Below are 24630 nucleotides of genomic sequence, written 5' to 3'. Positions count from 1 at the left end.
GACGATGCAGACGGCGCGCGCGGTTCGGCGGGAGACGGCATCGGGGCTGACCTCGGCGGTCCATCGCAACAAGCCGCTCTCAAAGGCGGGCGTGCTCGAACGCATGTTCACGCTCGCCTTTTCCGGCCTGGTCTATCCGCAGATCTGGGAAGACCCGGTCGTCGACATGGCGGCGCTGCAGCTCAAGCCCAGCGACCATGTCGTCGCCATCGCCTCGGGCTCCTGCAACATCCTGTCCTATCTCGCCGATGATCCCGGCCGGATCAGCGCGATCGACCTCAACGGCGCCCATATCGCGCTCGGCAAGCTCAAGCTCGCTGCCTTCGCGCGGATGCAGGGCCATGACGAGGTGCTGCGCTTCTTCGGGCAGGCGCAGTCGCGCAGCAATGTCGCGTTGTACGACAGCGAGATCGCGCCGCATCTCGACCCGGTCTCGCGCGCCTATTGGGAGGGGCGCGACCTGAGCGGACGACGCCGCATCAATCTCTTCGCGCGCAATTTCTATCGTTATGGCCTGCTCGGCCGCTTCATCGGGGCGGGCCATCTGCTGGGGCGCACGCTCGGCTGCGATCCGCGCATCATGCTCAAGGCGCGCAGCATGGACGAGCAGCGCGTGCTGTTCGACCGGCATCTCGCGCCGGTCTTCGACAAGCGGCTGGTACGCTGGCTGGTGCGCCAGCCGGCCTCGCTTTACGGGCTCGGCATTCCGCCGGCGCAATACAAGGCGCTGGCCGGCGATGGCGATGATGGCATTCGCGGCGTGCTGCGCCACCGGCTGGAGCGGCTCGCCTGCGGCTTCGATCTCAAGACCAACTACTTTGCTCGCCAGGCCTTCGGGCGCGGCTATGAATCGGGGCCAGACGCGGCCCTGCCGCCTTATCTGCAGCGCGGGAATTTCGCCGCCGTGAAGGCGCGGGCGGACCGTGTCGCCTATCACCAGAGCGCGATCACCGCCTTCCTGGAGCGCCAGCGGGCCGAGAGCTGCGATGCCTATGTGCTGCTCGACGCGCAGGACTGGATGAACGATGCCGATCTCACCGCGCTCTGGTCGCAGATCACGCGCACGGCCAGGCCCGGCGCGCGGGTGATCTTTCGCACGGCGGCCGATGAGCGCCTGCTGCCCGGCCGCGTGCCGGATACGATCCTCGGGCAATGGCAATATCAGGAGGCGCGCAGCCACGAGCTCGGCGCGCAGGACCGCTCCTCGATCTATGGCGCGTTCCACCTCTATGTCCTGCCGGAGCGCGCCGCGTGAGCCTCGACCTGCCGCGCGGCGAGGCGGCCGGGCTGATGGACGCGATGTATCGGCATCAGCGCCATATCTACGACGCCAGCCGGAAATTCTATCTGCTCGGTCGTGACGAACTCATTGCCGGGCTGGCGCCGCCCGCAGGCGGCAGCATCCTGGAAGTCGGCTGCGGCACCGGGCGCAACCTGATCAAGATTGCGCAGGCCTATCCCGGCCGGCTCTGCTACGGGCTCGATGTCTCCTCCGAGATGCTGGCGACGGCGCGGCAGGCCGTAGCGCGGGCAGGCCTGTCCGACCGGATCCATCTGGCGCAGGCCGATGCCACGGCATTCGACCCCGAGGCGCTGTTTGGCCAGGCGGGCTTCGATCGGATCGTGATTTCCTATGCATTGTCGATGATTCCACCCTGGAGGGCGGTCATCGAAGCGGCGCTGCAGCGGCTTTCACCGGGCGGGGCGCTGCATATCGTCGATTTCGGCGACCAGACCGGGCTTCCGGCGCCGTTCAGGGCGTTGCTCAATCGCTGGCTGGCGCTGTTTCATGTCACGCCGCGCCGCGACATGCCGGCCGTCATCGCCGCCCTGGCGGACGCAGAGGGATTTCAGGGGCGGACCATTCCGCTCTTTCGCGGCTATGCGATCAAGGCCGTGGTCGAACGCGCCGCTCATTGAGCTGCATGCTGCGGCCTGCCTGCCTGCGTGGTATAGCGCGTGCTAATGGATCAGAAGCTCTCCGAGATGCACGGTCCGGGCGGGCTCGATCGCCTGTGCGACCGTCTGCGCCAACTCTATCACGGACGCTCTCCGGTGGCGGTGCGCTTCCAGTTCGCGATCATCGTCGTCGATCTGCTGATCGTCGCCTTCTTCATCGCGACGCCGCTGATCCGCGACAGACCAGTTTTTCTCTGGGCCGATTATGCGATCGCCACGATCGTCGCGGTAGAGATCACGGCGCGGCTGCTGGCCGCGTCCAGTGCTCTGCGGCTTCTGCGCCAGCCCAGCATGGTGCTCGATCTGTTCATCCTGGCGACGCTGCTGGCGCCGCAATGGCTCGAAAATTTCGGCTTCCTGCGAATCTTGAGGCTGTGGTCTTTCTCCCAGCGTGATCTGGCTCTTCGGTGTCGTTGGCAATCGCCGCCCCATTCGATCGCGAGATCTGGCGTCAACGCCGAGGGCGCAACGCCCTCGGTGCCGAGCACGTGGCCGAGATGTCGACGATTGACACACCATCCGTTGTGCAATATCCGACGACATGGCCTACATCTATGATGAACCGAGCCGCACTTTCGGCGAATACCTCCTCATCCCGAACCTGACCGCCAAGGACTGCTTGCCCGAAAGGGTGAAGCTGTCGGCACCGGTCGTGCGCTTCAAGGCGGACCCTGACGCTGGCCTGCCCGAGGCCAGCCTGTCCCCGCTGACGATCAATGTTCCTGTCACCAGCGCGCTCATGCAGTCGGTCTCCGGCGAAGAGCTTTCGATCGCGCTGGCGCGCTGCGGCGGCCTGTCCTTCGTTTTCGGCTCGCAGGCCATCGAAGACCAAGTGGCCATGGTCGGACGCGTCAAGAACTACAAAGCCGGCTTCGTCGTGAGTGATTCAAACTTGCCGCCGAAGGCGACCTTTGCCGATGTTGTGGCCCTGACCGAGCGGACCGGTCACTCGACCATCGCCATCACCGATGACGGCACGGCCACTGGCAAGCTGGTCGGCATCATCACCAGCCGCGACTATCGCCGCGGCAAAACCGCGCCGACCACGCCGGTAGCCGAGATCATGACGCCGCTCAGCGCCATCCATTGCGCCGAGATCGGCATCGACCTGCCGGCGGCCAATGACCTGATCTGGAAACACAAGGTCAATTGCCTGCCGGTGATCGATGCGGAACAGCGCCTGCGTTACCTGATCTTCCGCAAAGACTACGACGCCCACAAGGAACACCCGCTGGAAAACGTCGATCGCGACAAGCGGCTGATCGTCGGCGCGGGCATCAACACGCGCGACTACCGCGAACGCGTTCCGGCTTTGCTGACCGCCGGCGCCGACGTGCTGTGCATCGATTCGTCCGACGGCTATTCGGAATGGCAGGCGGACGCGATTGCCTTCATCAAATCGACCTATCCGGACCAGGGTCATGTCGGTGCAGGCAATGTCGTCGACCGGGAGGGCTTCCGCTACCTGGCGGAAGCAGGTGCCGATTTCGTCAAGGTCGGGATCGGCGGCGGCTCGATCTGCATCACACGCGAGCAGAAGGGCATCGGCCGCGGCCAGGCCTCGGCGGTGATCGAAGTGGCCAAGGCGCGCGACGAATATTTCCAGGAGACCGGCATCTATGTGCCGGTCTGTTCCGACGGTGGCATCAGCCAAGACTATCACATCACCCTGGCGCTCGCGATGGGCGCCGATTTCGTGATGCTCGGCCGCTACTTCGCGCGGTTCGACGAGGCGCCGGGCCGGAAGGTGCAGATCAACAACCAGTTCATGAAGGAATATTGGGGCGAGGGCAGCAACCGCGCGCGCAACTGGCAGCGTTATGACCACGGCAGCGGCGGCGATCTGGCCAAGACAAAGAAAATGATGTTCGAAGAGGGTGTCGACAGCTACGTGCCCTATGCCGGCAAGCTCCGGGACAATCTTGAGGCGAGCCTCGCCAAGATCAGATCGACCCTGTGCAATTGCGGTGCGCTTACGCTGCGCGAATTCTATCAACGTGCCCGGCTGACTGTGGCCTCGGCGGTCAGCATCCGCGAGGGTGGCGCCCACGACGTCGTGCTGAAGGATGTCCACAGCGAGCCGGTCGAGAGTTAGCGGCTTGCTTGGGCAGGCCCTCCGGCCACCCGGCGAGAGTCGGATTACCTCCGATTGAAGCATTGCGCCGCTGGTTACGATTGCTTGGGATTGTCGAAGCGCTCCGATCATGCCGGACCGCCGCATCGTCGAAAGCAGCCATGACGGCCGCCAAGCTCGGCTATGCGGCATAATCCAGCTTACGGCAGAGCCGGACATGCAGGTTGTTGTGAGCGCGGTAAATGAGGCGCGCCCATGACTCGAGCACTATGACTCGAGCACTATGACTTGGGCACTATCTGACCTGGGCACCGTCTTGCCCGGAGTTGCCAGGCTGGCCGTCTATCGGCCGACCTTTAAGACCTGTGTTCCTGCGCCTTGACGGAAAGCTGCCTCAAGACATCGAGGAAGATCTCGAAACGGTCCTGGCCGATATCCTCGGCCCATTCCGCGTGCAGCTGGCGCAAGCAGTTGAACATCGTCTCGATGATCTGGCGTCCGTCTGCGCTGAGATAGATCAGGCGACGGTCGTTTCCCTCACAAGCGCGCCGCTCGACATAGCCAAGCTCCTCGAGCTGGCTGACCAGGTAATTGATCGCTTGCCGCGACATCCGCTTTTGGCGCGCCAGCTCCGATGGTCTGATGCCATCAGGAGGGGGATAGGAGAACACGGCGAAATGAGCTTCCTGGAAATTGCTGAAGCCGGCCTGGTGGATGGCGTCCAGCATCCGGTCGCGCACGCCCTGCCAGGTCATGCGGAGCAGGGCGCCAAAGAAGGGAGGGTGCGCCTGGGCGCTGCTATCAGATTGCGCTCGCTCGGAGATTGACATGTTTGTAAAGTCACTTTACATTTTGTTGTAAAGCTACTTTACAAGAGAGGGGTCGACGATGGAAGCGAATGGTCGCGATATTGTGCGGATCGGGCAGTTGGAGCTGCGGTTCCTGGTGACCGGTGCGGGCGCCACCGTGTTTGAGTTCACTGTGCCGTCCCACGCCCGCGTGCCCGCGCCCCACTACCACCGGGATGCAGACGAAATCCTTTATGGGCTTGAGGGTGTCATGATGATCACCGTCGATGGTCGCAAGCAGGAGCTGGGTGTCGGCGATGCTGTCTTCATCCCTCGCGGCTCCATCATCACGAGAACCTGACCGAGGGCACGGCGCAGGCTCTCGCCGTGATCACCCCGGGAACGATTGGACGCGGCTATTTCGAAGAGATCGCCGAGGTTATCAACGTGCCAGGCAAGCCTGACCTGGCCAAGGCGAAAGAGGTCATGCTGCGCCACGGGCTCGTCCCCGCTTAGTTAAAGTTGTTGAGCCGATGCGCGATGTCGGCGCTGAGGCGACCATCCGGACTTCCCAGAGGTTCGGGAGGGACAACGGCTTAGCTAGCTGACGAGCTCCTGAGTCCGCGCCCTGCTTCGGATCAGGCCTGTGGCCTGCTCCGGAACGACGCATGGACCCAGCTTAATGCCGGGTCTCGGTCTCGCGTTCGCCGGTCATGCCCGCGACCGTGATTGCGGTGCGCTTGGGCATGCCGATGATCCGGCCGATCGTGGCGGGCAGCGGCATCATGCTGTGGGAGGCCTTCATCAGTGCGAGATTGGCCAGGATGTCAGGCGGGAAGGGCGTGACCTTGCGGCTCGTCATGTCGACATGGAGCGAGAGGTTCTCGCTGGTGGCGGCGAGCCAGCCTTCATGGGCGTGGCGCATTTCGAGATAGTAGTGCAGCCGCTTGTCGTCGAAGGCGATGAGTTGCGCCGTGACGCGGACCTGGTCGCCCTCAGTCAGTTCGCGCTTGTAGAGGACATGGCATTCCGCCGTGAAGCAGGAGGCGTGGCGCGTCTCGAGATAGTTCTGGTTCAGCCCGACGAGCGAGAACACCTCGTCGACGGCCCTGTCGAACAGCACATGATAATAGGCCATGTTGAGATGGCCGTTATAGTCGATCCATTGCGGCTCGACCCGCATGGCCGACGAGACGAAGGGTGCGAAGAACAGCGCGGGAGCGCGGATATCGTCTTTCACGGTCGCCCTCCCTACTCAACGCCACACCGACGGGGGCAGCCCGTCCGCGACACGTAGATGATGATCAATCCGCAACCGCGTCATTGCGGCTGCCCATTCCGTGTCGGCATGGTCTACTATGCACCAATCCTGTTTGCCGTCAGCCCGGCAGTGAGGCAAGAGAGCCTGCTTCGCCATGCTGGTGTCGAGATCGTAACCATCTGCGAAACCGAACAGTTCCAAGTCTAAGCGCTAGAACCGGATGTTGACAATGAGCTTGCCCGCCGCTGCCCTTCATGACACCCCCGCTTCAGCCGCAACGCTGCCGCCTTCGCCCGAGGCCGTTGCGGCCGTGACGCGCGCTCTGGCGGCCTCTTTCGGAAACCGGCTCGTCACCAGCCTGGCGGTGCGCCAGCAGCATGGCCATACGCTGACCTGGATCCCGAACCAGCCGCCCGATGCCGTCGTGTTCCCGCAGAGCACGGAAGAAGTGGCCGAGATCGTCAAGCTCTGCGGCACCCATGGCGTGCCCGTCATCGCTTTCGGCACCGGCACCTCGCTGGAAGGCCATGTCAACGCACCCTTTGGCGGCGTCTGCGTCGATATGAGCCAGATGAAGCGGATCATCGCTGTCCATGGCGAGGATCTCGACTGCGTGGTCGAAGCGGGCGTCACCCGCAAGGAGTTGAACGAGAACCTGCGCGATCAGGGCCTGTTCTTCCCGATCGACCCCGGCGCCGACGCTTCGATCGGCGGCATGGCGGCGACGCGGGCCTCGGGCACCAACGCCGTGCGCTACGGCACGATGAAGGACAATGTCCTGGCTTTGACCGCCGTGATGGCCGACGGCTCGATCGTGAAGACCTCGACGCGGGCGCGGAAAACCTCGGCCGGCTACGATCTCACCCGTCTGCTCATCGGTTCGGAGGGCACGCTTGGCATCATCACCGAGATCACGCTGAAGCTGCACGGCATTCCCGAGGCGATCTCGGCCGGCGTCTGCCCGTTTCCCTCGGTCAAGGCCGCTTGCGATGCGACCATCGTCACGATCCAGTCCGGGCTGCCGGTGGCGCGCATCGAGCTGCTCGACGATGTGATGATCCGCGGCGTCAACCTGCACTCCAAGCTCGGCCTGCTCGAGACCACCATGCTCTTCGTCGAGTTCCACGGCTCGGAAGCCGGCGTGAAGGAGCAGGCGGAGCGTTTCGGCGAGATCGCGGCCGAATATGGCGGCGGCCCGTTCGACTGGGCGACCAAGGCCGAGGACCGCTCGAAACTCTGGCAGGCGCGGCACGATGCCTATTGGGCCGCCAAGGCCTTGCGGCCGGGCTTCGATTCCGTTGCCACCGATGTCTGCGTGCCGATCTCGCGCCTGGCTGAATGCGTCGAGGAGACCAAGCGCGACATCGACGCCATGGGCCTGATCGCGCCGATCGCCGGCCATGTCGGCGACGGCAATTTCCACACTCAGCCGATCGTTGACCTGAACGATCCCGAGGAGGTCGCCCGCAGCCAGGGCTTCATCGACCGCCTGGTCAAGCGCGCGCTCGCCATGGGCGGCACCTGCACCGGCGAGCATGGCGTCGGCCAGAAGAAGATCAAATATCTCGAGGCCGAGCACGGCGCGCCGGCGCTCGCGGTGATGCGGACGCTGAAGCGCTCGCTCGACCCGCAGAACATCCTCAACCCGGGCAAGATCATCGCGCTGTGAGACGCCGTGGCCGTGCAAAGCTGCTTCCCGGGAGCGAAATGTCGTGATCTTGCCGCGACGTGGCGGCATGATCACGAGGCCTGACATGCCGAAGTCTGACATGCCTGGACCCGAAACGACGAGGACACAGCCCGCCGTTGCGTGAGACTCTGACAGTCCTGGCCGGCCTGCTCGTGCTGGCGCTGCTTGCCGCCTTGATCGGACCGGGCTTCGTCGACTGGCGAGGCTACCGGCCGCAGATCGAGGCGCGGCTCAGCTCTGTGCTCGGCGTCGAGACGCGCGTCGCCGGCGGCATCGGCTTGCGCCTGTTGCCGTCGCCGCGCCTGACCCTGAGCGATGTCCAGGTCGGCGGCGCGCCCGAGGCGGCGAGCTCGGTCGCCGTCGAGCAGTTGACCGTCGAGCTGGCGCTGTCGGCCCTGGCGCGCGGCGAATTCCGCTTCGCCGACGCGCAGGCAGAGGGCGCGACGCTCTCCATCGTCGTCGACGAGGCGGGAGCTGTCCGTCTCCCGGCAAGCATTGGCAGCGGCCTGCCTGCGCATACCAGCCTCGACAAGCTCAGCATCCGGCGCTCGGCGCTGATCTGGCGCGATGCCGGCAAGGCGCCGGTGACGTTGATGCCCGTGGCGGCCGAAGTCTCCGCCGTCAGCCTCGCTGGGCCCTGGCGGATCGAGGGCGAAGTCGCGGGCTCGTCGCTGCGCATCACCACTGGTGCGATCGAGCCCGATGGCCGCTTGCGCGCCAAGGCCTCGATCACGGGCGACGCCATCCAGATCGGCTTCGACGGGAATTTCCTGCTGCCGGCCGTTCAGGACGGCGTCAGCGCCGGGCTGGAGGGAGCCTTCACGCTGTCGCCTGGCGGCGCGCTCAGCCTGGCCGGACGCGTCAGCGGCGGCAGCAAGCAGCTCGACCTCGCCGGCCTGGTGCTCGACATCGGCGGAGGCGCGGCGCGGCTCGAAGGCGAGGGTCAGTTTTTTCCAGCGGGCGGGACAGGCTCGCTGGCGCTCAGGGCGCGCCGGCTCGATCTCGATGCGCTGATGAAGGCGCTCTCCGAACGCGCCGGTTTCGAGCACTCGCTCCACGCGCTGCCCGGCCCGTTCGATATCAGCCTCGACCTCGACCAGTTGATCTGGCGCGGCGAGGATTTCTCGGCCTTCGGGCTGCGTGGGCGGCTCGACGAAGGCGGCTTGAGCAGTGCCGCCGCTTCCGTCCGGGTCGCGGGCGCGCTGGTCGGGGCGACCGGGGCTGCGGATGCCAAGGGTATTGCCGGCCGTTTCAATCTCAAGGCCGAGGATTCCCGCCGTGTCGCGCTCGTGCTCGCACGGGCCGGGCTCGACCCGGCTTTGGCCGATCTCGTCGCCGGGCTGGGCCAGATCGACGCCGAGGCGGTGGGCGCCTGGGATGGCGGGTGGGTCGCCTTCGAACGCCTATTGGTGACGGGCTCATCGGGCCTCAGGCTGGAGGGCTCCGGCGATATCGTGCCCGAGCGCCTGGCGGCGAAGCTCGCGCTCAATGGTCTCGACCTCAACATGCTGCCTCCGGCTGAGAGTTTTTCGGGGCTCGTCGGCGGGCGCGATCTCGCGCTCGATCTCGCCTTGACCAATGCCCGCTTCCGCAATGCGCCTGCGGGCTCGGCCAGCCTCGACCTGCGCCGCGAGGGCGCGGTCTGGCGGCTCAGCCGGCTTGCGATCGAGGGCTTCGGCGGCGTCGCGGTCACGGGCTCGGGCGCGTTGCTGGCCGAGGGCGGCGAGATCTCCGGCCGCATCCGCGCACCCCGCTTCGAGACATTGGCCGCGCTGGCTGGTCCGTTGCTGCCGGAACTGGCCCGGCAGGCGCTGGCACGCGCAGGCGATGGGCTCTCCCGGCTGGATGCGAGCTTTCGCCTGACACGCTCAGTCGGAGGCGAGACCGGGATCGCGGCCGAGGGTACGGCGCAGGCCGGTGCGCTTGCGCTCAATGGCCGGCTCGACCCTTCCGGCGCTTGGCGCAATGCCGGTTTGCGCTTCGACATGAGCGACCGGCGCCAGGTCTTCGCGGCGCTGGGTCTGCCCGCGCCGCAGCTCGGGGGGGCCGGCCGTTTCACCCTGGAGCAACAGCCCAGCCGTTTGATGGGTTCGCTCGCGGGGCCCGGCCTTTCGCTGGTGCTGGAAGGCGAGGGGGGCAATGCCGCGCGGTTGAGCCTGCAGGCGGACCGTCCCGGCCAGATCCTGCCCGAAGGGCCGGCGCGATTGATACCGGACGGGCTGTTCGATGCGAGTGGTCGCGTCGGCTTCAATCCCGATGGCGTCATGCTCGACGATCTCGTCGCCAATCTCGGCGGCGTCAGTGCGAAGGGGGCTGTCGTCCTGGCGCGCGATGGCGGGTTGTCGGGCCGGCTGTCGCTGCCGGGCCTGGATCTGCGTGCCCTGCTCGGCGGCGCGCTGGGTGCAATCCCGGCGGCGGCGGGCTCGACCTGGTCGACCGCCCGTTTTGGACCTGTCGTCGGGCTCGGCGATCTCAAGCTCGCGATCGAGGCCGCCTCGCTCTTCGCAAGCGACGGCGTCACGCTGCGCGACGCCCGCTTCACGCTCCAGGCCGACCGCGACGGGGCGAGCATCGAGGATCTGACGGGGGCCTATGGCGGCGGCACCCTGTCGGGCCGTGTCGAGCTGCGCCGCGACGGCGGGCTGGCGCAGCTCTCGGGGTGGCTCGGGCTGATGGGCCTCGATCTTGCGGCGCTGACGAATGGCGCGCTCGGCGGCAAGCTGTCGGGTCAGGTCGAGGCTGGCGGCTCCGGCGAAAGCCCGGCGCGTCTGATCGCTGGACTCGGCGGCGCCGGCTCCGTGACGCTGACCGGCGCCAGCCTGTCGCGGTTCGATCCAGCAGCCTATTCGCGCGTCATCGCCGGAACGGGCGAAGACGCTTCGGAGAGCGAGACAGCGCGGCTGCAGGGCCGCCTCGGCGAGGCGCTCGACCGCGGCGTCTGGGCGCTGGGCGACGTGACCTTGCCCTTCACATTGGCCGGCGGGCTCGCGCGGCTGCAACCTTTCAGCTTCGAGCGCAGCGGCCTGCGTGCGGAGACGACCGGCCTCATCGACCTGCGTGCTCTGAGCGCCGATCTGCGGTTGGGCCTGCGGCCGCTTGGAGGCTTGCCGAAGGGCTGGCCGACCGACGCGCCGCAGATCGGCGTCACTTGGCGCGGACCGCTCTCGGCGCCGCAGCGCGAGACCGATGTCGGGGCGCTGTCCAATGCCGTCGCCGCCCGCGCCCTGGCGCGCGAGATCGAGCGTGTCGAAGCCTTCGAGGCCGATGCGCGCGAGCGGGCGGCAAACTCGCGGCGGCTCCGAGCGGAGCGCGAGATGCGCGAGAACGAGCGCAAGCTCGCAGAGTTCATCAAGGCCGAGGAAGAGCGCAGGCTCGCCGAGGAGAAGCGGGCGGAGGAGGCAAAGCGTCTCGAGGAACTGCGTCGCATAGCCGAGGAGAAGAAGGCCGAGGACAGCAAGCGGGCCGAACAGGCCCGGCAGGAGCAGGAGGGGCGTGGCCGGTCCGAGGCCGAGGAGCGCGCCCGGGCGGCTGCGGCTCGCGGGGCATCGCAACCGCAACCGCAACAGCCCGGCCCGCTGGTGCTGCCCGGTGCGCCGCGCATGAATTTCCCAGAGCCTGAGCTTCAGCCGACGAGGCCTGGCGGCTTCGTGCCGCCCCTGCCGCCTCCGGTGGCAATTGAATCCGTGCCGCGGCCACTTTCGCGCAGCGTCCAGCCAAACTGATTCAAGTTCTTGGCAAAGTGATTCAAGTCGCTGGTAATTTGATTCAAAATTGCGCTGCAAGGCGCTGGGATTGCAGCGCTTTTATGTGTCGCGTCGCTCACGTCCCGGCGGCGAGCCGGCGGTAATGTGCGAGCACATGCAGGCGCAGCGCCGAAGAGAGGTTGTTGCCCTCACGCCGGGAATCGATCTCGACGATCAGCGCTGCCATCGTGCGCCCCTCGGCTGCCGCGATCTCCTTCAGGGCGGTCCAGAACGGATCCTCGAGCGAGACGCTCGTACGGTGGCCGGCGATGGAGAGCGAGTGTTTGCGCTCGCGGCTCATCGCTTTGGGGCGTCGCCGTCGAGCCGGTGGCCGTCGAGTTCCCGAATGGCCTTGTCGCGCTCGGCCTCGCTCAGGCTGCGTTCGGCCTTGCTGCGGCCGAAGGCGACGCGGTTCTGCTGCGCCTGGTCCTCGGCGTCCTGCCGGGCGCGCTGCTTGCGGGCGCGGCGGAGATTGATGATCTCGGCCATGGCGCGCTCCGTGCTCAGGCGGGCCCGAGCATCAGCTCGGGCTTGACCGTCGCGTCGAATAATTCGCCCGACACGCCGGCGCGCAGGGCCTCCTCGCGCAGGGTCGTGCCATTGTGATGGGCGGCCTTGGCGATGCCGGCGGCCTGGTCGTAGCCGATGGCGGGCGCCAGCGCCGTGACCAGCATCAGCGAGCGCGAGAGCAGCTCCGTCAGGCGGTCCTCATTGGCGACGATGCCTTCAACGCAATGGGCCTGGAAGCTCGCGGCTGCGTCCGCCAGCAGCCGGACCGATTGCAGGAAGGCGCTGGCGATCACCGGCTTGAACACGTTCAGCTCGAAATGGCCCTGGCTCGCGGCGAAGCCGATCGTCGCCTGATTGCCATGGACTTGCGTCGCCACCATGGTCAGCGCCTCGGCCTGGGTCGGGTTGACCTTGCCGGGCATGATCGAGGAGCCGGGCTCGTTCTCCGGCAGGCTGATCTCGCCAAGCCCCGAGCGTGGGCCGGAGCCCATCAGGCGGATGTCGTTGCCGATCTTGAACAGGTCCGACGCCAGCGCCGCGAGCGCGCCATGCGCCGCAGTCAGCGCGCCATGGCTCGCCAGGGCCTCGAACTTGTTGTCGGCAGTGCGGAAGGGCAGGCCGGTCAAGGCGGTGACTTCCTTGGCGAAGAGCACGGCGAAATCGGGATGGGTGTTGAGGCCGGTGCCGACCGCCGTGCCGCCCTGCGCCAGCGCATAGAGGCCACCGAGCGAGGCCTCGATGCGGCCGATGCCGAGATGGATCTGCGCGGCGTAGCCCGAAAATTCCTGGCCGAGCGTAACCGGCGTCGCATCCTGGAGATGGGTGCGGCCGATCTTGATCAGGTCCTTGAAGGCCTCGGCCTTGGCCTGCAGCGCCTTTTCGAGGTTGCGCAGCGCCGGCAGCAGCAGCCGGGAGAGTTCGAGCGCGGCAGCGATATGCATCGCGGTGGGGAAGCAGTCGTTGGAGGATTGGCCGCGATTGACGTGGTCATTGGGATGGACCGGGCTCTTCGCGCCGAGGCCGACGCCGAGAAGCTCGTTGGCGCGGTTCGCCAGCACCTCGTTGACGTTCATATTGGTCTGCGTGCCCGAGCCGGTCTGCCAGACGACCAGCGGGAAATGCCCGTCGAACTTGCCGCTGAGCGCCTCGTCGGCAGCCTGGCCGATCGCGCCCGCGACGCGCTGCTCGACCAGGCCGAGACGCGCATTGACATGGGCGGCGGCCTTCTTGACCAGCACGAGTGCGTGGATGAGCGGCAGGGGCATGCGCTCGCGCTCGCCGCCGATACGGAAATTCTCGAGCGAGCGTTGCGTCTGAGCGCCCCAGTAACGATCGGCAGGCACGGCGATCGGCCCGAAGGAATCGGTTTCGGTGCGGGTCTCGGACATGGGGCGCGCCGTCAGGTTTTCGGGTGGGTCAGGTCTTCTTGTGCGTCAGGTCTTCTTGCGGAAGGCATCGAGGCTGACGACCTGCGCGCTGCCGGCCTCTTCACCCTCATCCGTCTCGGCCTTCTTGGCGCTCGCCTTGCCGGAGGTCTTGGCTGCCGGTTCGGCATCCCGCTCTGCGGGCTTGAGCTTGAGCGCGGGAACGCCGGCGGGCGTCACCTTGGCGGGCAGGGCGATGGGGGCGGGCGGGGAGACGCTGGGCTCGGAGCCGGCGCCGCGCGGCGCCTTGCCTGTGCCTGGCGCGTCGTCCTCGACAACTGCACCTTCGACGGCGTCCTGCGCCTCGAATTTCAGGCCAAACTGCACGGACGGGTCGAAGAATGTCGTAATCGCGTCGAAGGGAACCAGCAGGCGCTCGGGCACGCCGGAGAAGGACAGCCCGACCTCGAAGGAATGCTCGCTGACGTTCAAATCCCAGAACTGGTGCTGGAGGACGATCGTCATCTCCTCCGGATGCTTGTCGCGCAGGCGCTGCGACAGCCGCACGCCGGGCGCGGTGGAACGGAAGGTGACATAAAAATGATGGTCGCCGGGCAGGCCATCGCGGCCGGCCTCGGTCAGAATCTTGCGCACGACGCCCTTGAGTGCCTCCTGCACCATGAGATCGTAGCGAAGAATATCCTTTGCCATCGTGTCGAGAATCCGTTTCCGCTTCGCGCTTCCGGCGGGAACAGCCGGCAGGCCTGCATAAAAAAGTGGAGGCTTCTGTTGCCAGGCGCCTCCGAGCCCCGCCTTACGTCGCTAAACGGAAGGACTTAGGTTTGGGAACCAGCACCGCTTACGCGGCGACAGCGACCCGAGCATTGTTGTCGTTGGCAACTATGCGTTAGCCCTATAACGGCGGAACCATACCGAGCAAAAGAACGGCCTTTACACCCTCGTCGATCCTATTTCGCCCCCGCCGCAACCCTGCCACTTGAGTGACCTGGCCAGCCCGCGGTCCAAGATCCCGCAGGCCGCCCCAAAGCTTGCGCCGCAGGGCTGTGGTGGAGGCGCCGGGTACCGCCCCCGGGTCCGAAAGGCTTATTACGACGTCCGTTTATCGCCATAGCCGGTCTTGCGAACGGCAAAGCGAATATAGGGGCTGCAAGCCTGCGGGGAAAGAGAGGAACGCGAGCCATGCCGGCTTAATTTCCCAGGCCCTCGTTTCAGTCGAGAATCCGGCCGTCATAAGCGCTGATATCGAGCACCGTTTCGTTCCCGTCCCGGTCCCGCCCGGCGATTTCCCAGCGACCGCCGGAACGTGCGATCTCCTCGACATGGGTGATGCCGAAACGCCAGGCGATCTGGCGTGCGCCATGCTCGGAGAGCAGCGCCGGCTTGCCGGGAGGGGGCTGATTCGACGTCATGGACAGAGCCGGCGCCGCCATCGCCACGCCGGCGCTCAATAGCGCCAATCCGGTCATCCGGCCGCGAAAATTCATCATATGCCTCCAACACGGGCCTCCAGCGACGCCCCATCGATCGAAGCGGATAAATCCCTGGAATTGTGGCCGGTCTGAAGGCGGCTGGGTCGTTCATGGTTCACGTCGTTTCCCGATCGCGTGAGCGGGAACGTCGCGCGGAGGCCATGCCGCTCTAGGAAACCTTGCCGCTCAAGGCGGCGCGGCGGCGGAGAGCGGGTCGTCGCGCTCGATTTTGACGACCTTGCCATCGCTGGCGCGCAGGTCGATCTCGATGTCGGCGCCGATATTGTCGCTGCCGTTGAGCTGCCAGAGGCAGTCCTCGAGCTCGATCTCTTCGATCCGCACCATCCCGTTGTCGATGGCGATGCGGCGGGCCTCGCTCATCGAGATGCCCGGCTCGCCGGGTTGATTCGGGGCAGCCGGCTGGGCGGCGGCGATGCCCGCTTGCAACATCAGCGTGCCTGCGAGCGCCCAGGCGGACGCCGCGCGATAAAGCGGCATTGCTTTCTCCCTACTGCTATTTTGCCGGAGGGAAACACCGCTTCATGGCTTTGTTCCGGCATGGCGATGGCGAAGTCGGTTCGGGAGGGCACCTGATGGGGCAAGCCGGGCAGAAGGCCATGCCGAGAAAGCTTGGGACAGTCGCTGCTGACGGTGCGGCGCGCCCGAAGCAAAGCGGCTAAACTGTCTGGCCTCACGAGATTCGCCATGCGCCAATATCACGACCTTCTCAACCGCGTCCTGACCGAAGGCGTCCGCAAGGACGACCGCACCGGCACCGGCACCTTTGCGGTGTTCGGGCATCAGATGCGCTTCGACCTCGCGGAGGGCTTTCCCCTCGTCACGACCAAGAAGCTGCATCTGAAATCGATCATCCACGAATTGATCTGGTTCCTGCGCGGCGACACCAATGTGCGCTACCTGCAGGAAAACGGCGTCACGATCTGGGACGAATGGGCCGACGAGAACGGTGATCTCGGCCCCGTCTATGGCCGCCAATGGCGCTCATGGCCCGCGCCCGACGGCACGACGATCGACCAGATCGCCTGGCTGGTCAGCGAGATCCGGCGCAATCCGGATTCGCGCCGATTGATCATCTCGGCCTGGAACCCGGCCGACATTCCGAAGATGGCGCTGGCGCCGTGCCACTGCCTGTTCCAGTTCTTCGTCCAGCCTTCGACGGATGGGCCCGGCAAGCTCTCCTGCCAGCTCTACCAGCGCTCGGCCGATGTCCTGCTCGGCGTGCCCTTCAACATCGCGAGTTACGCGCTGCTGACGCATATGGTGGCGCAGGTGACGGGGCTGGCGGTGGGCGATTTCGTCCATTCCTTCGGCGACACCCATCTTTATGTGAACCATGTCGACCAGGCCCGGCTGCAATTGACGCGGGAGCTGCGCCCCCTGCCGAAGCTGACGCTCAATCCGGATGTGAAGCGACTGGAGGATTTCTCCTTCGCGGATGTGCTCATCGAAGGCTACGATCCGCATCCGGCGATCAAGGCGCCGATCGCGGTCTGATGCCGCCATCATCGGCATTGCCTTTTGGCAAGGTTCTAGCCGCGGTTGCTGCCGGTTATGCCGGTGTGGCGGCATTTGCCTTTCTGGCAACGATATCCACCGGCCGCGCCGTTGGTTTTGACGCCCGCGAGGCAGCCTTCTTCCTGGCGACCGGGATTGCGACGCTGGTCCTAAGCCGGATCGCCAGCGACCGGTCCTGGCGCGAGGCGCTTGCAGTCTCATGGCCACAGGAACGGCGTGTGCCGCTTGCGTTCTTGGCCGCTCTTCTTGCGGTCCTGGTGATTGAAGCAGCGCTGGCCGTTTCGGGAATCTTTGGTTCGCTTGATGAACTCAAGGCCATGTCGCCCTCGGAGCGGTCGCTATTGGGTCTTGCGAACGCTGTCCTGCTCGCGCCCATCGTCGAGGAGTTGTTGTTTCGTGGTTTGCTGTTCACGGCATTGCGCAAGCGGCTCCCGGCCTTTCCGACGCTCGCGGCGACGACACTGGCTTTCGGCCTGCTGCATATCGAGAACGGTCTTCTGCATGTCGTGTCGGTTCTCCCAGCCGGCGCTTTTCTGGGCTATGCGCGAGAAAAATCGGGCGGCGTCGGCTTGCCGATCCTCCTTCATGCTTCAATGAACGCGGCGGTCGTCGTTGCAGGCCTTTTGCTATGAGCTTGGCCGTCCGTCCCGCCCGTCCGGATGGGGTCGGACTCGTGCTCTGCACATTCAGCGACATCGCGGAGTGGCAGGGCGAGGCGGGACGGCTATTTGCTGGCTACGACAGCGTTTTCGAGAGAAGTGAACCTCGGTTCCCTCGCGACAAACGCAAAGCGTTTGCGCGGAGAAAGCGCGCTAAAACAAAGCACTAGCTCTATCTAGAGTGTACCCTGCACAAACAGGCCGTCAGCGATCGAAGGCGGCGTCGATGGGGACGCGATAGCCGTTGACGAGGCGGTTGGTCTCGTTGGCCATGCCCACGACCGCCATGAGCTCGCCGAACATGGCCTCGCTCATGCCGGCCTTGGCCGCCGCCGAGTGGCTGGCGATGCAATAGCCGCAGCTATTCGTCACGCTGACGGCGAGATAGACCATCTCCTTGACCAGCGGGTCGAGGGCGCCGGGCGCCATGACCTCCTTCACGCTCTCCCAGGTCCGGCGCAGCGAGACGGGGTCGCGTGCGAGATATTTCCAGAAATTGTTGACGTCCTTGAGGTTTCGCGAAGTCATGATGTCGTCGAATACGGCGCGCACCTCCGGCGAGGCATCGGCGTATTCGATCGGTGTCGGCTTGCCCATGGTGGTTCCCTCCAGATGGCGATCTGTCTGTCGGAGCCGGCGGCGTCGCCAATCGCGACCGGCTTGAGCTGGCGCTGCCGATCACCCCGTAATCCGTGGACGCTGCTTTGCGTCCCGCCGCGGGGGGCCGGCTCAGTCCTGTGCGAAGCGCTGCGGCTTCAGCGCGGCGTGGAAGCAGTTGACCATGGTCACCGCGTCGAACACCGGCACGCGGAAGCGCTGCGCGATATCGGCGCTGAACGGCGTCAGATTGGTGCATTCGGAGACGATCGCGCCGATGTCGGGATGCCGGGTCATCAGCGTGCCGGCCGTCGCCAGCACCTCCTCGCGCAAGACCTCGAAGGGCACGCTGTCGTCGCCGTCGCGGATCGAGCGGACGAATTCCGAGGTCGGGGGCATGCCGACGACGGGTGTGTCGGCGGCGACGCCCGCGGCCTCGAGATAGCGGCCCGTCAGGGCATCGCCATTATAGGTCAGGATGCCGACCTTCTTGTTGCCGGGGATGATGCGCTCGACCATCGGCACCTGCAGCAACGCGCTCGTCGCCACCGGCACCGAGCAGAAATCGGCGAGCTCGCGCTGATAGATCGACAGGAAGCCGCAGGTCGTGGTGATGCCGTCGACGCCGGCCTCGATCAGCTCCTGGGCGGCGGCCTTGAACGGCTCGAGCAGGCTGACATTGTGCATCTCCGTCATCCGCGACGGCACGGCGTCGGCGACGATGCGGTACTGCACCGGGAACGACCAGGTGCCGGCATGGCCGATATCGCCATGGAACCGGCGGAAATGGCTCTTCACCATCAGGATGCCGAGGGTGACGCCGTAATAGGTCTTCTTCATGGGCTGCATGGGCGATGTCCTGGGATAGGCGAGGGGGGCCGAAGGCATCCCGCTCATGGGCTGCGCCGGCGCAGATATTCGCCGGCGAAGAGACGCAGCGTCATCACGACCAGCAGGATCGTAGCGACGGCTGCCAGCGTCGGATTGATCTGGAGCAGCATGTCGCTCCACATCTGCCGCGGCAGGGTCGAGACCGCGCCGCCAGCCGTCAGCGCAGCAGCCAGGCGTTGAAGCGGTCGAACATCTTGTCCTTGTTGGCGCCCCACCAGTCGTCGTTGATCTGGGCCATGCCCTTGAAGTTCTCTGGCGCGGTCGGCAGGAATTTTGCCCGCTCCGGCGCGATCTTGTCGAAGGCCGCAGGGTTGGTCGGGCCGTAGGCGAGGGCGCTGGTATAGGCGGCCTGCCGCGTGCCGTTGGCGCAATATTTGATGAAGCGCTTGGCGAGCGCGGCGCGCGGCGAGCCTTTCGGGATCGCCCAGCCTTCGAGCCCATAGAGCGCCTGGTTCCAGATCAGCTGGACCGGCGCGCCGCTGTCGATCGCGGCCTGAATGCGCGCATTGCTGCTGTAGAGCATGTCGACCTCGCCGCTCTGCAGCAACTGGGTCGTCTGGCCGAAACTCGCCCACCAGACGCTGACATGCGGCTGGATCTCGTCGAGTTTCCTGAAGGCGCGGTCGACGTCGAGCGGGTAGAGCTTGTCGAGCGGAACGCCGTCGGCCAGCAGCGCGCCTTCCAGGACGATGATCGGGCTCTTGGGCAGCGCACGGCGGCCGGGAAATTTCTTCACGTCGAAGAAATCCGCCCAGCTGTTGGGCGCGGTCTTCATCGTGTCCTTGCGATAGGCGAGCAGACTGGCGAAGACGTTGGTGCCCATCCAGTCTGGCTGGCGCGCCGCCGGGATGAGCGCATCCATCTCGGGCCCGCTCCAGTCCAGCGGCTCGAGCAGCCCCTGGTCCGAGAGCAGCTTGCGCGATGAAAGCGTCACCGACACCACGTCCCAGACATAGGATTTCGCCTCGACGATCGCCTTGATCTGGCTGGTCGGCTCCGCCTCGCGGGCGACATTGACGATCTCGATGCCGGTTTCGGCCTGGAAGGGTTTGTAGAAGGCGGCGCCGAAGCCCGTTCCGTAGATGCCGCCCGGGTCGGCGACGGTGATCTTCTCGGCTGCGAGCGCCGATGAGGCCCCGCCCATCGTCGCTGCAGCCGTGGCCAGCGCGGCGGTGGCGAGAAAGTCCCGGCGCGTCGCCTTCGGGGTCATGTCTCGATCATCTGTCGTCGTCATGGCGCATCTCTCCCCTTCGATCGTCACTCAGGCAATCTGTGAAACGAGGCTGTCGGCGATAGCGTCCGCAAGCTGACGATCGGCCCGGCACGGTCTCTGCCGACACCGCTTGGCAAGCGGCGTGGCGTCGTGGGGGCGACAATCATCTCGCGGATAGTCATTTTCCATATTGTCGACAATACGCAGGCGCGGTAGTCCTGCAAGCGTAAATAAGCGGCCGCCGGTAGGCGCTCGGCAGAAATGAGACCTTCATGAGCTTGATCCGCGTTCCGGATGGCCAGCGCCCCGTCTCCGACGACGCCGTGCCGAGGCTGTCCCTGACTGTGGCGGCCCAGCCTCTGACGCAGCAGATCGCGAACCACATCCGCGATCTGATCATCCATGACGTCCTGAAGCCCGGTGAGCGCATCCGCGAACAGCCGATCTCCGAGCAGTTGCGGGTCTCGCGCACGCCGATCCGCGAGGCGCTCCAGATCCTCGCGACGGAACGGCTCGTCGACATCCTGCCCAATCGCGGCGCGGTCGTAGCCAATCCCGGCGTCGAGGATTTGCGCGGCATGCTGAAGGTCTACAGCATGCTCGACGGGCTCGGCGGCGAACTCGCTTGCCTCAGCGCCCAGCCGGCGCAGGTGGCTGAGGTCGAGGTGCAGTCCGGCCTGTTGCAGCTGGCGTTCGAGGCCAAGGACCGCTCAGCCTATTTCCAGGCGAACCAGGCCTTCCATCTCGGCATCGTCGCCGGCTCGGGGAATCCGACGCTGGTCGAGATCCACGGCCAATTGAACCTCAGGCTCTATCGCACCCGCTATCTCGCGGTCATGCAGATCAAGGACTGGACTTCGGCGGCCTACCAGCACGCCGACATCCTGAAGGCCTTCCTCGATCGCGACGGCCCGCTGCTCAACCGACTGCTCCAGGCCCATCTGGGCTTCGCCTGGCGCCAGGCAGAAGGCGTCGTCGAGACGCCGGCCCTCGCGAGCGCCTGAACGGCTGCATCCTATGAGACGGCCTTCTGCATGTCGCGCCGGTTCCGCCGGCTGGTGTTTTTCTGGGTTATGCACGAGACAATCGGAGGGTGTCTGCTTGCCGATTCTCCTTCATGCTTCCAAGAACTGCACGCTTCCAAGAACTGCACACTTCCAAGAACTGCACACTTCCAAGAATTTCACGCTTCCATGAACGCGGCGGTCGTCGTCGCAGGGCTTCTGCCATGAGCTTGACCATCCGCCCCGCCCGTCCAGACGAGGCCGGCCTCGTTCTCGGTTTCATCAGGGAACTGGCCGAATACGAGAAGCTGCTGCATGAGGTCGCGGCGACGGAGGCCGACATCGCCTTGGCGCTGTTTGGCCCGAATCCGCGCACATTCTGCGACATCGCGGAGTGGGAGGGCGAGCCGGTCGGCTTCACGGTCTGGTTCTACACCTATTCCACCTTCTCGGGCCGGCATGGCATCTGGCTGGAGGATCTATATGTGCGGCCCGGTCAGCGCGGGCGCGGCATCGGCAAGGGGCTGATCGCGCACCTCGCCAGGCGCTGCGTCGAGGAGGCGCTGCCGCGCCTGGCCTGGTGGGTGCTGAACTGGAACGAGCCGTCGCGGGTGTTCTATCGCTCGATCGGAGCCGCGGCGCAGGACGAGTGGACGGTGAAGCGGCTCGAAGGCGAGGCTTTGGCGCGGTTGGGGCAGGGGAGCTGAGACGATGGCAGCGCTTCCCCTCGTTCCAGCTCTTCCCTTCGTCATTGTCGCAGCCATCGCCGACAACAATGTCATTGGCGACGACAACAAGCTGATCTGGCGCTTGAAGACCGACATGCGGCGGTTCCGCCGCCTGACGACGGGTTGCCCGATCATCATGGGGCGCAAGACTTATCTTTCCATCGGCAAGCCGCTGCCGGGACGCGAGACGATCGTGCTGACGCGGGACGCGCATTTCAGCGCTGAGGGCGTGCATGTCGCGCATTCGCTTGAAGGAGCGCTTGAGCTTGCCCAGAGCCTGGGCCGCGCGATGGGGGCGCATTCGGTCATCATCGGCGGCGGCACGGAGATCTATGGTCAGGTCCTGCCTTTCGCCGACCGGCTCGAACTGACCTTCGTGCATGCAGCGCCGCAGGGCGATGCGGTTTTCCCGGAATGGAATCGCGCTGCGTTCGAAGTCGTCACGCGCGAGGAGCATCCGCACGGCCCCGATGATGAGCACGCTTTCACCTTCGCGACCTTTCGCCGCCGGCCATGAGCCGACTTTCCATTGACGATGAATGACTTGCGCCGTTGACGAATCCATGTCCCATGCCCAAGTCAGCGCCACGGCCCCGCAAGGGCGCTGACAAATGGCCGGCATTCGCCTATTGCACGGCCTGACACGAGCGTAAGGGAACGGCGCAAGTATGCCTTGGAGCAACCAGAGCGGCGGTAGTGGGAGCGGTGGCGGCGGGGGCGGACCCTGGGGCAATCGCGGTGGAAGCGGTGGCGGTGGCGGCCCTTGGGGCGGCGGCTCGAACGGCGGCGGCAGCGGTGGCGGTTCGCCGCCCGATCTGGAAGAGATCCTGCGGCGCAGCCAGGACCGGCTCAAGAATCTGCTTCCCGGCGGCAATGTCGGCGGGCGCGGTCTCGTGCTCGGCCTGCTCGTCCTGATGCTGGTCTGGCTCGCGACCGGCGTCTATTTCGTGCGCCCCAACGAGGTCGGCCTCAATACCGTCTTCGGCAAATATATCGGCAAGACCGGCGAAGGCGCCAACTGGAACTGGCCCTATCCGATCGGCGGCGTGATCAAGCCCCAGGTGACCAATGTCGTCACCACCGAGGTCGGCTTCCGCACGGTCGAATCGGTGCGCACCTCGCGCCAGACCGACGTGATCGAAGAGAGCCTGATGCTGACCGGCGACGAGAACATCGTCGATGTCGACGTCATCGTGCAGTGGCAGATCGACCCCGTCGCGCCCGAGAACTACGTCTTCAACATCCAGGATCCGCCGGGCACGGTGAAGGCCGTCGCCGAGAGCGCGATGCGCGAGGTCGTCGGCCGTCGCAACATCCAGCCGGTGCTGACCACCGATCGCGGCGCGATCGAGACCGAGGTGCGCCAGCTGATGCAGGACACGCTCGACACCTACAAGGCCGGCGTCCAGATCCGCCTCGTGCAGATGCAGAAGGTCGATCCGCCGCAGCAGGTCATCGATTCGTTCCGCGACGTCCAGGCGGCCCGCGCCGACCAGGAGCGCCTGCGCAACGAAGCGCAGACCTATGCCAACCGCGTCGTGCCGGAAGCGCGCGGCCGTTCGGCGCAGCTCGTCCAGTCGGCCGAAGCCTATAAGGACCAGACGGTGGCCGAAGCGCTGGGTCAGGCGAGCCGTTTCAACGCGGTCTATGCGCAGTACAAGAATGCCCCGGCGGTGACCCGCGAGCGTCTCTTCATCGAGACGATGGAGCGCGTGCTCGGCGGCGCCGACAAGATCATCATCGACCAGAAGAATGGTAGCCAGGGTGTCGTGCCCTATCTGCCCCTCAACGAACTCCAGCAGCGGCGCACGGCGCCGGGCGCTCAGCAGGGAGGAGCGGTCCGATGAACGGTTCGATCCTGCGCCTTGGTGCGCTCATCCTCGTCGGCCTCGCCGCGGTCCTGCTCTATGCCGGCACTTTCGTCGTGCAGCAGACGCAATCGGCCATCGTGCTGCAGTTCGGGCGGGTGCGCACCATCGCGACCGCGCCCGGACTCTACTTCAAGCTGCCGGCGCCGTTCGAGACGGTGACCTTCCTCGACAACCGCATCCTCGATCTGGACCTGCCGTCGCAGGAAATCATCGCCTCGGACCAGAAGCGGCTCGTCGTCGATGCCTTCACGCGCTACCGGATTTCCGATCCGCTGAAGTTCTATCAGGCGGTCAACAGCATCCCGCGCGCCAACTCGCAGCTGGCCTCGATCGTCAACGGCAATGTCCGCAGCGTATTGGCTGAGGCGAGCTTCACCGCCATGGTCCGGACCGACCGTTCGCGATTGATGAGCCGTATTCGTGACGATGTGAACCGCGAGGCGGGGCGCTTCGGCATGACCGTCGTCGATGTGCGCCTGCGCCGCGTCGATCTGCCCGCTGCAAACTCGCAAGCCGTGTTCCAGCGCATGCAGACGGAACGCCAGCGCGAGGCGGCCGAAGCCCGCGCGCTCGGCGCCCAGCAGGCGCAGGAGATCAGGGCGCGTGCCGACAGGGATTCGACCGTGATCGTCGCCGAGGCGCAGCGCCGTTCGGACGAGGTTCGCGGCGAGGGCGAAGGCGAGCGCAACCGCGTCTTCGCCGAAGCCTTCGGCAAGGATCCGGAGTTCTTCGCGTTCTATCGTTCGATGCAGGCCTATGAGGCCAGCATCAAGCCGGGCGATACGCGCATGGTGCTTTCGCCCGATACCCCGTTCTTCCGCTTCTTCAATGGGCCGCAAGCCCAGCGGGATGCGGGTGCAACCACCACCGTGCCGGCCGCGCCGGCGCGGCCCTGATTCGAACCCGGGCGCCGCGTATGTGGGATTTCATCGCGGCGCTCGGCCTGGTTTTCGCCATCGAGGGCATCCTGTTCGCGGCGGTGCCGAACCTCGCCAAGGATGCTTTGCGCAGTGCAGCCGAGACGCCGGTCGACCGCATGCGGTTGATCGGTATAGGCTCCGCCGTGCTCGGCGTGGTCCTGGTCTGGCTGGTGCGCGGCGGCGTCTAGGCAAGGCCTGCAAGCGGCCGGTGGACCGTCTTCAGCGCCGGACTGGTACTTTCGCGTTTGCCAGCCTCTCACAAGGCTTCCAGCGTGGGGCGGCCTCCGCGAGCCTGATATGACCGTGCGGGATGCACAATGACGCGATCGTGC

General features: G+C 65.8%; 27 protein-coding genes and 1 other RNA gene. 16 read left to right on the top strand and 12 right to left on the bottom strand.

All coding sequences use genetic code 11. The annotated features are described in order from the left end of the window. Positions 1-4 precede the first annotated feature (4 nt). Genes BHK69_RS25010 through BHK69_RS24995 form a run of 4 tightly spaced genes read left to right on the top strand, consistent with a single transcriptional unit; the run spans position 5 to position 4054 of the window. Complete coding sequence (locus BHK69_RS25010; RefSeq protein WP_069692473.1) at positions 5-1255, top strand: BtaA family protein; 1251 nt, start codon at positions 5-7, stop codon at positions 1253-1255. A gap of 44 nt (positions 1256-1299) precedes the next feature. After that, entirely contained in the window at positions 1300-1920 is a 621-nt protein-coding gene (locus BHK69_RS25005; protein WP_069693940.1) for a class I SAM-dependent methyltransferase, read from the top strand. Between the two features lie 45 nt (positions 1921-1965). Beyond that, positions 1966-2517 carry an ion transporter gene (locus BHK69_RS25000; RefSeq protein ID WP_069692472.1) on the top strand — a complete coding sequence of 184 codons (552 nt, stop codon included), beginning with the start codon at positions 1966-1968 and terminating at the stop codon, positions 2515-2517. Further along, a complete protein-coding gene (locus BHK69_RS24995; protein ID WP_069692471.1) occupies positions 2501-4054 on the top strand; it encodes an IMP dehydrogenase in 1554 nt (517 codons plus the stop codon). The genes BHK69_RS25000 and BHK69_RS24995 overlap by 17 nt, the downstream gene beginning before the upstream one ends. A gap of 335 nt (positions 4055-4389) precedes the next feature. On the opposite strand, the gene BHK69_RS24990 is transcribed toward BHK69_RS24995, so the two are convergent. After that, positions 4390-4863, bottom strand: a complete 474-nt coding sequence (locus BHK69_RS24990; protein WP_069692470.1) for a MarR family winged helix-turn-helix transcriptional regulator — start codon at positions 4861-4863, stop codon at positions 4390-4392. Between the two features lie 58 nt (positions 4864-4921). On the opposite strand from BHK69_RS24990, the gene BHK69_RS33650 reads away from it, so the two are divergent. Continuing rightward, the gene (locus BHK69_RS33650) at positions 4922-5182 is read left to right on the top strand and encodes a cupin domain-containing protein (protein WP_244548313.1); all 261 of its coding nucleotides are present in this window, start codon (positions 4922-4924) and stop codon (positions 5180-5182) included. 26 nt (positions 5183-5208) lie between these two features. Further along, positions 5209-5337 (top strand): hypothetical protein, encoded by a 129-nt coding sequence (locus BHK69_RS33645; RefSeq protein WP_280142021.1) that lies wholly within the window; start codon positions 5209-5211, stop codon positions 5335-5337. A 163-nt stretch (positions 5338-5500) separates the two neighbouring features. On the opposite strand, the gene BHK69_RS24980 is transcribed toward BHK69_RS33645, so the two are convergent. Beyond that, positions 5501-6061 (bottom strand): thioesterase family protein, encoded by a 561-nt coding sequence (locus tag BHK69_RS24980; RefSeq protein WP_069692469.1) that lies wholly within the window; start codon positions 6059-6061, stop codon positions 5501-5503. Positions 6062-6311: 250 nt separating this feature from the next. On the opposite strand from BHK69_RS24980, the gene BHK69_RS24975 reads away from it, so the two are divergent. Both BHK69_RS24975 and BHK69_RS24970 read left to right on the top strand, forming a co-directional pair. Continuing rightward, complete coding sequence (locus BHK69_RS24975) at positions 6312-7751, top strand: FAD-binding oxidoreductase (protein ID WP_069692468.1); 1440 nt, start codon at positions 6312-6314, stop codon at positions 7749-7751. Positions 7752-7888: 137 nt separating this feature from the next. Further along, positions 7889-11494, top strand: a complete 3606-nt coding sequence (locus BHK69_RS24970) for an AsmA family protein (RefSeq protein WP_069692467.1) — start codon at positions 7889-7891, stop codon at positions 11492-11494. Positions 11495-11591: 97 nt separating this feature from the next. Here the strand turns inward: BHK69_RS24970 and BHK69_RS24965 are convergent, their stop codons facing one another. The 7 genes from BHK69_RS24965 to BHK69_RS24935 form a co-directional block, all read right to left on the bottom strand. Continuing rightward, entirely contained in the window at positions 11592-11816 is a 225-nt protein-coding gene (locus BHK69_RS24965; RefSeq protein WP_069692466.1) for a ribbon-helix-helix domain-containing protein, read from the bottom strand. After that, on the bottom strand, positions 11813-12004 hold the full coding sequence (locus tag BHK69_RS24960) for a DUF4169 family protein (RefSeq protein WP_069692465.1): 192 nt from the start codon (positions 12002-12004) through the stop codon (positions 11813-11815). The genes BHK69_RS24965 and BHK69_RS24960 overlap by 4 nt, the downstream gene beginning before the upstream one ends. A 14-nt stretch (positions 12005-12018) precedes the next feature. Further along, on the bottom strand, positions 12019-13413 hold the full coding sequence (gene fumC, locus BHK69_RS24955) for a class II fumarate hydratase (protein WP_069692464.1): 1395 nt from the start codon (positions 13411-13413) through the stop codon (positions 12019-12021). Positions 13414-13458: 45 nt separating this feature from the next. Beyond that, positions 13459-14100, bottom strand: a complete 642-nt coding sequence (locus tag BHK69_RS24950) for an SspB family protein (protein WP_069692463.1) — start codon at positions 14098-14100, stop codon at positions 13459-13461. 64 nt (positions 14101-14164) lie between these two features. Next, positions 14165-14577: a transfer-messenger RNA gene (gene ssrA, locus BHK69_RS24945) on the bottom strand. A 41-nt stretch (positions 14578-14618) separates the two neighbouring features. Then, positions 14619-14894: a PepSY domain-containing protein gene (locus BHK69_RS24940; protein ID WP_158516270.1), complete on the bottom strand. Its 276-nt coding sequence runs from the start codon at positions 14892-14894 to the stop codon at positions 14619-14621. Between the two features lie 171 nt (positions 14895-15065). Beyond that, a complete protein-coding gene (locus BHK69_RS24935; protein ID WP_069692461.1) occupies positions 15066-15377 on the bottom strand; it encodes a PepSY domain-containing protein in 312 nt (103 codons plus the stop codon). A 207-nt stretch (positions 15378-15584) separates the two neighbouring features. Here BHK69_RS24935 and BHK69_RS24930 point away from each other — a divergent pair, with 207 nt between their 5' ends. Both BHK69_RS24930 and BHK69_RS24925 read left to right on the top strand, forming a co-directional pair. After that, positions 15585-16394, top strand: coding sequence for a thymidylate synthase (locus BHK69_RS24930; RefSeq protein ID WP_069692460.1), 810 nt, complete (start codon positions 15585-15587; stop codon positions 16392-16394). Beyond that, positions 16394-17047, top strand: coding sequence for a CPBP family intramembrane glutamic endopeptidase (locus BHK69_RS24925; RefSeq protein WP_083269661.1), 654 nt, complete (start codon positions 16394-16396; stop codon positions 17045-17047). The genes BHK69_RS24930 and BHK69_RS24925 overlap by 1 nt, the downstream gene beginning before the upstream one ends. Before the next feature lie 231 nt (positions 17048-17278). Here BHK69_RS24925 and BHK69_RS24920 read toward each other — a convergent pair whose 3' ends face one another. From BHK69_RS24920 to BHK69_RS24910, 3 genes are all read right to left on the bottom strand, one after another. After that, the gene (locus BHK69_RS24920; protein ID WP_069692458.1) at positions 17279-17671 is read right to left on the bottom strand and encodes a carboxymuconolactone decarboxylase family protein; all 393 of its coding nucleotides are present in this window, start codon (positions 17669-17671) and stop codon (positions 17279-17281) included. 132 nt (positions 17672-17803) lie between these two features. Further along, positions 17804-18520, bottom strand: a complete 717-nt coding sequence (locus tag BHK69_RS24915) for an aspartate/glutamate racemase family protein (RefSeq protein WP_069692457.1) — start codon at positions 18518-18520, stop codon at positions 17804-17806. 199 nt (positions 18521-18719) lie between these two features. Next, positions 18720-19796: an ABC transporter substrate-binding protein gene (locus BHK69_RS24910; RefSeq protein ID WP_069692456.1), complete on the bottom strand. Its 1077-nt coding sequence runs from the start codon at positions 19794-19796 to the stop codon at positions 18720-18722. Between the two features lie 251 nt (positions 19797-20047). On the opposite strand from BHK69_RS24910, the gene BHK69_RS24905 reads away from it, so the two are divergent. The 6 genes from BHK69_RS24905 to BHK69_RS24880 all read left to right on the top strand — a co-directional run bounded on the left by BHK69_RS24905 (position 20048) and on the right by BHK69_RS24880 (position 24486). Beyond that, a complete protein-coding gene (locus BHK69_RS24905) occupies positions 20048-20779 on the top strand; it encodes a GntR family transcriptional regulator (RefSeq protein WP_083269660.1) in 732 nt (243 codons plus the stop codon). A 224-nt stretch (positions 20780-21003) separates the two neighbouring features. Then, a complete protein-coding gene (locus BHK69_RS24900) occupies positions 21004-21486 on the top strand; it encodes a GNAT family N-acetyltransferase (RefSeq protein WP_069692455.1) in 483 nt (160 codons plus the stop codon). Positions 21487-21490: 4 nt separating this feature from the next. After that, positions 21491-22024, top strand: coding sequence for a dihydrofolate reductase (locus BHK69_RS24895; RefSeq protein ID WP_069692454.1), 534 nt, complete (start codon positions 21491-21493; stop codon positions 22022-22024). Positions 22025-22175: 151 nt separating this feature from the next. Beyond that, positions 22176-23354, top strand: coding sequence for an FtsH protease activity modulator HflK (gene hflK, locus BHK69_RS24890; protein WP_069692453.1), 1179 nt, complete (start codon positions 22176-22178; stop codon positions 23352-23354). Beyond that, a complete protein-coding gene (gene hflC / locus BHK69_RS24885; RefSeq protein ID WP_069692452.1) occupies positions 23351-24274 on the top strand; it encodes a protease modulator HflC in 924 nt (307 codons plus the stop codon). Before hflK ends, hflC begins: the two co-directional genes overlap by 4 nt. Positions 24275-24294: 20 nt before the next feature. Continuing rightward, positions 24295-24486: a DUF2065 domain-containing protein gene (locus BHK69_RS24880; protein WP_069692451.1), complete on the top strand. Its 192-nt coding sequence runs from the start codon at positions 24295-24297 to the stop codon at positions 24484-24486. The last annotated feature ends 144 nt before the right edge of the window (positions 24487-24630 follow it).

The organism is Bosea vaviloviae (assembly GCF_001741865.1).
In the GTDB taxonomy this organism is placed as follows: Bacteria; Pseudomonadota; Alphaproteobacteria; order Rhizobiales; family Beijerinckiaceae; genus Allobosea; species Allobosea vaviloviae.
The sequence above is the reverse complement of the archived record's forward strand: the minus strand, read 5'-3'. Positions and strand labels throughout refer to the sequence as shown.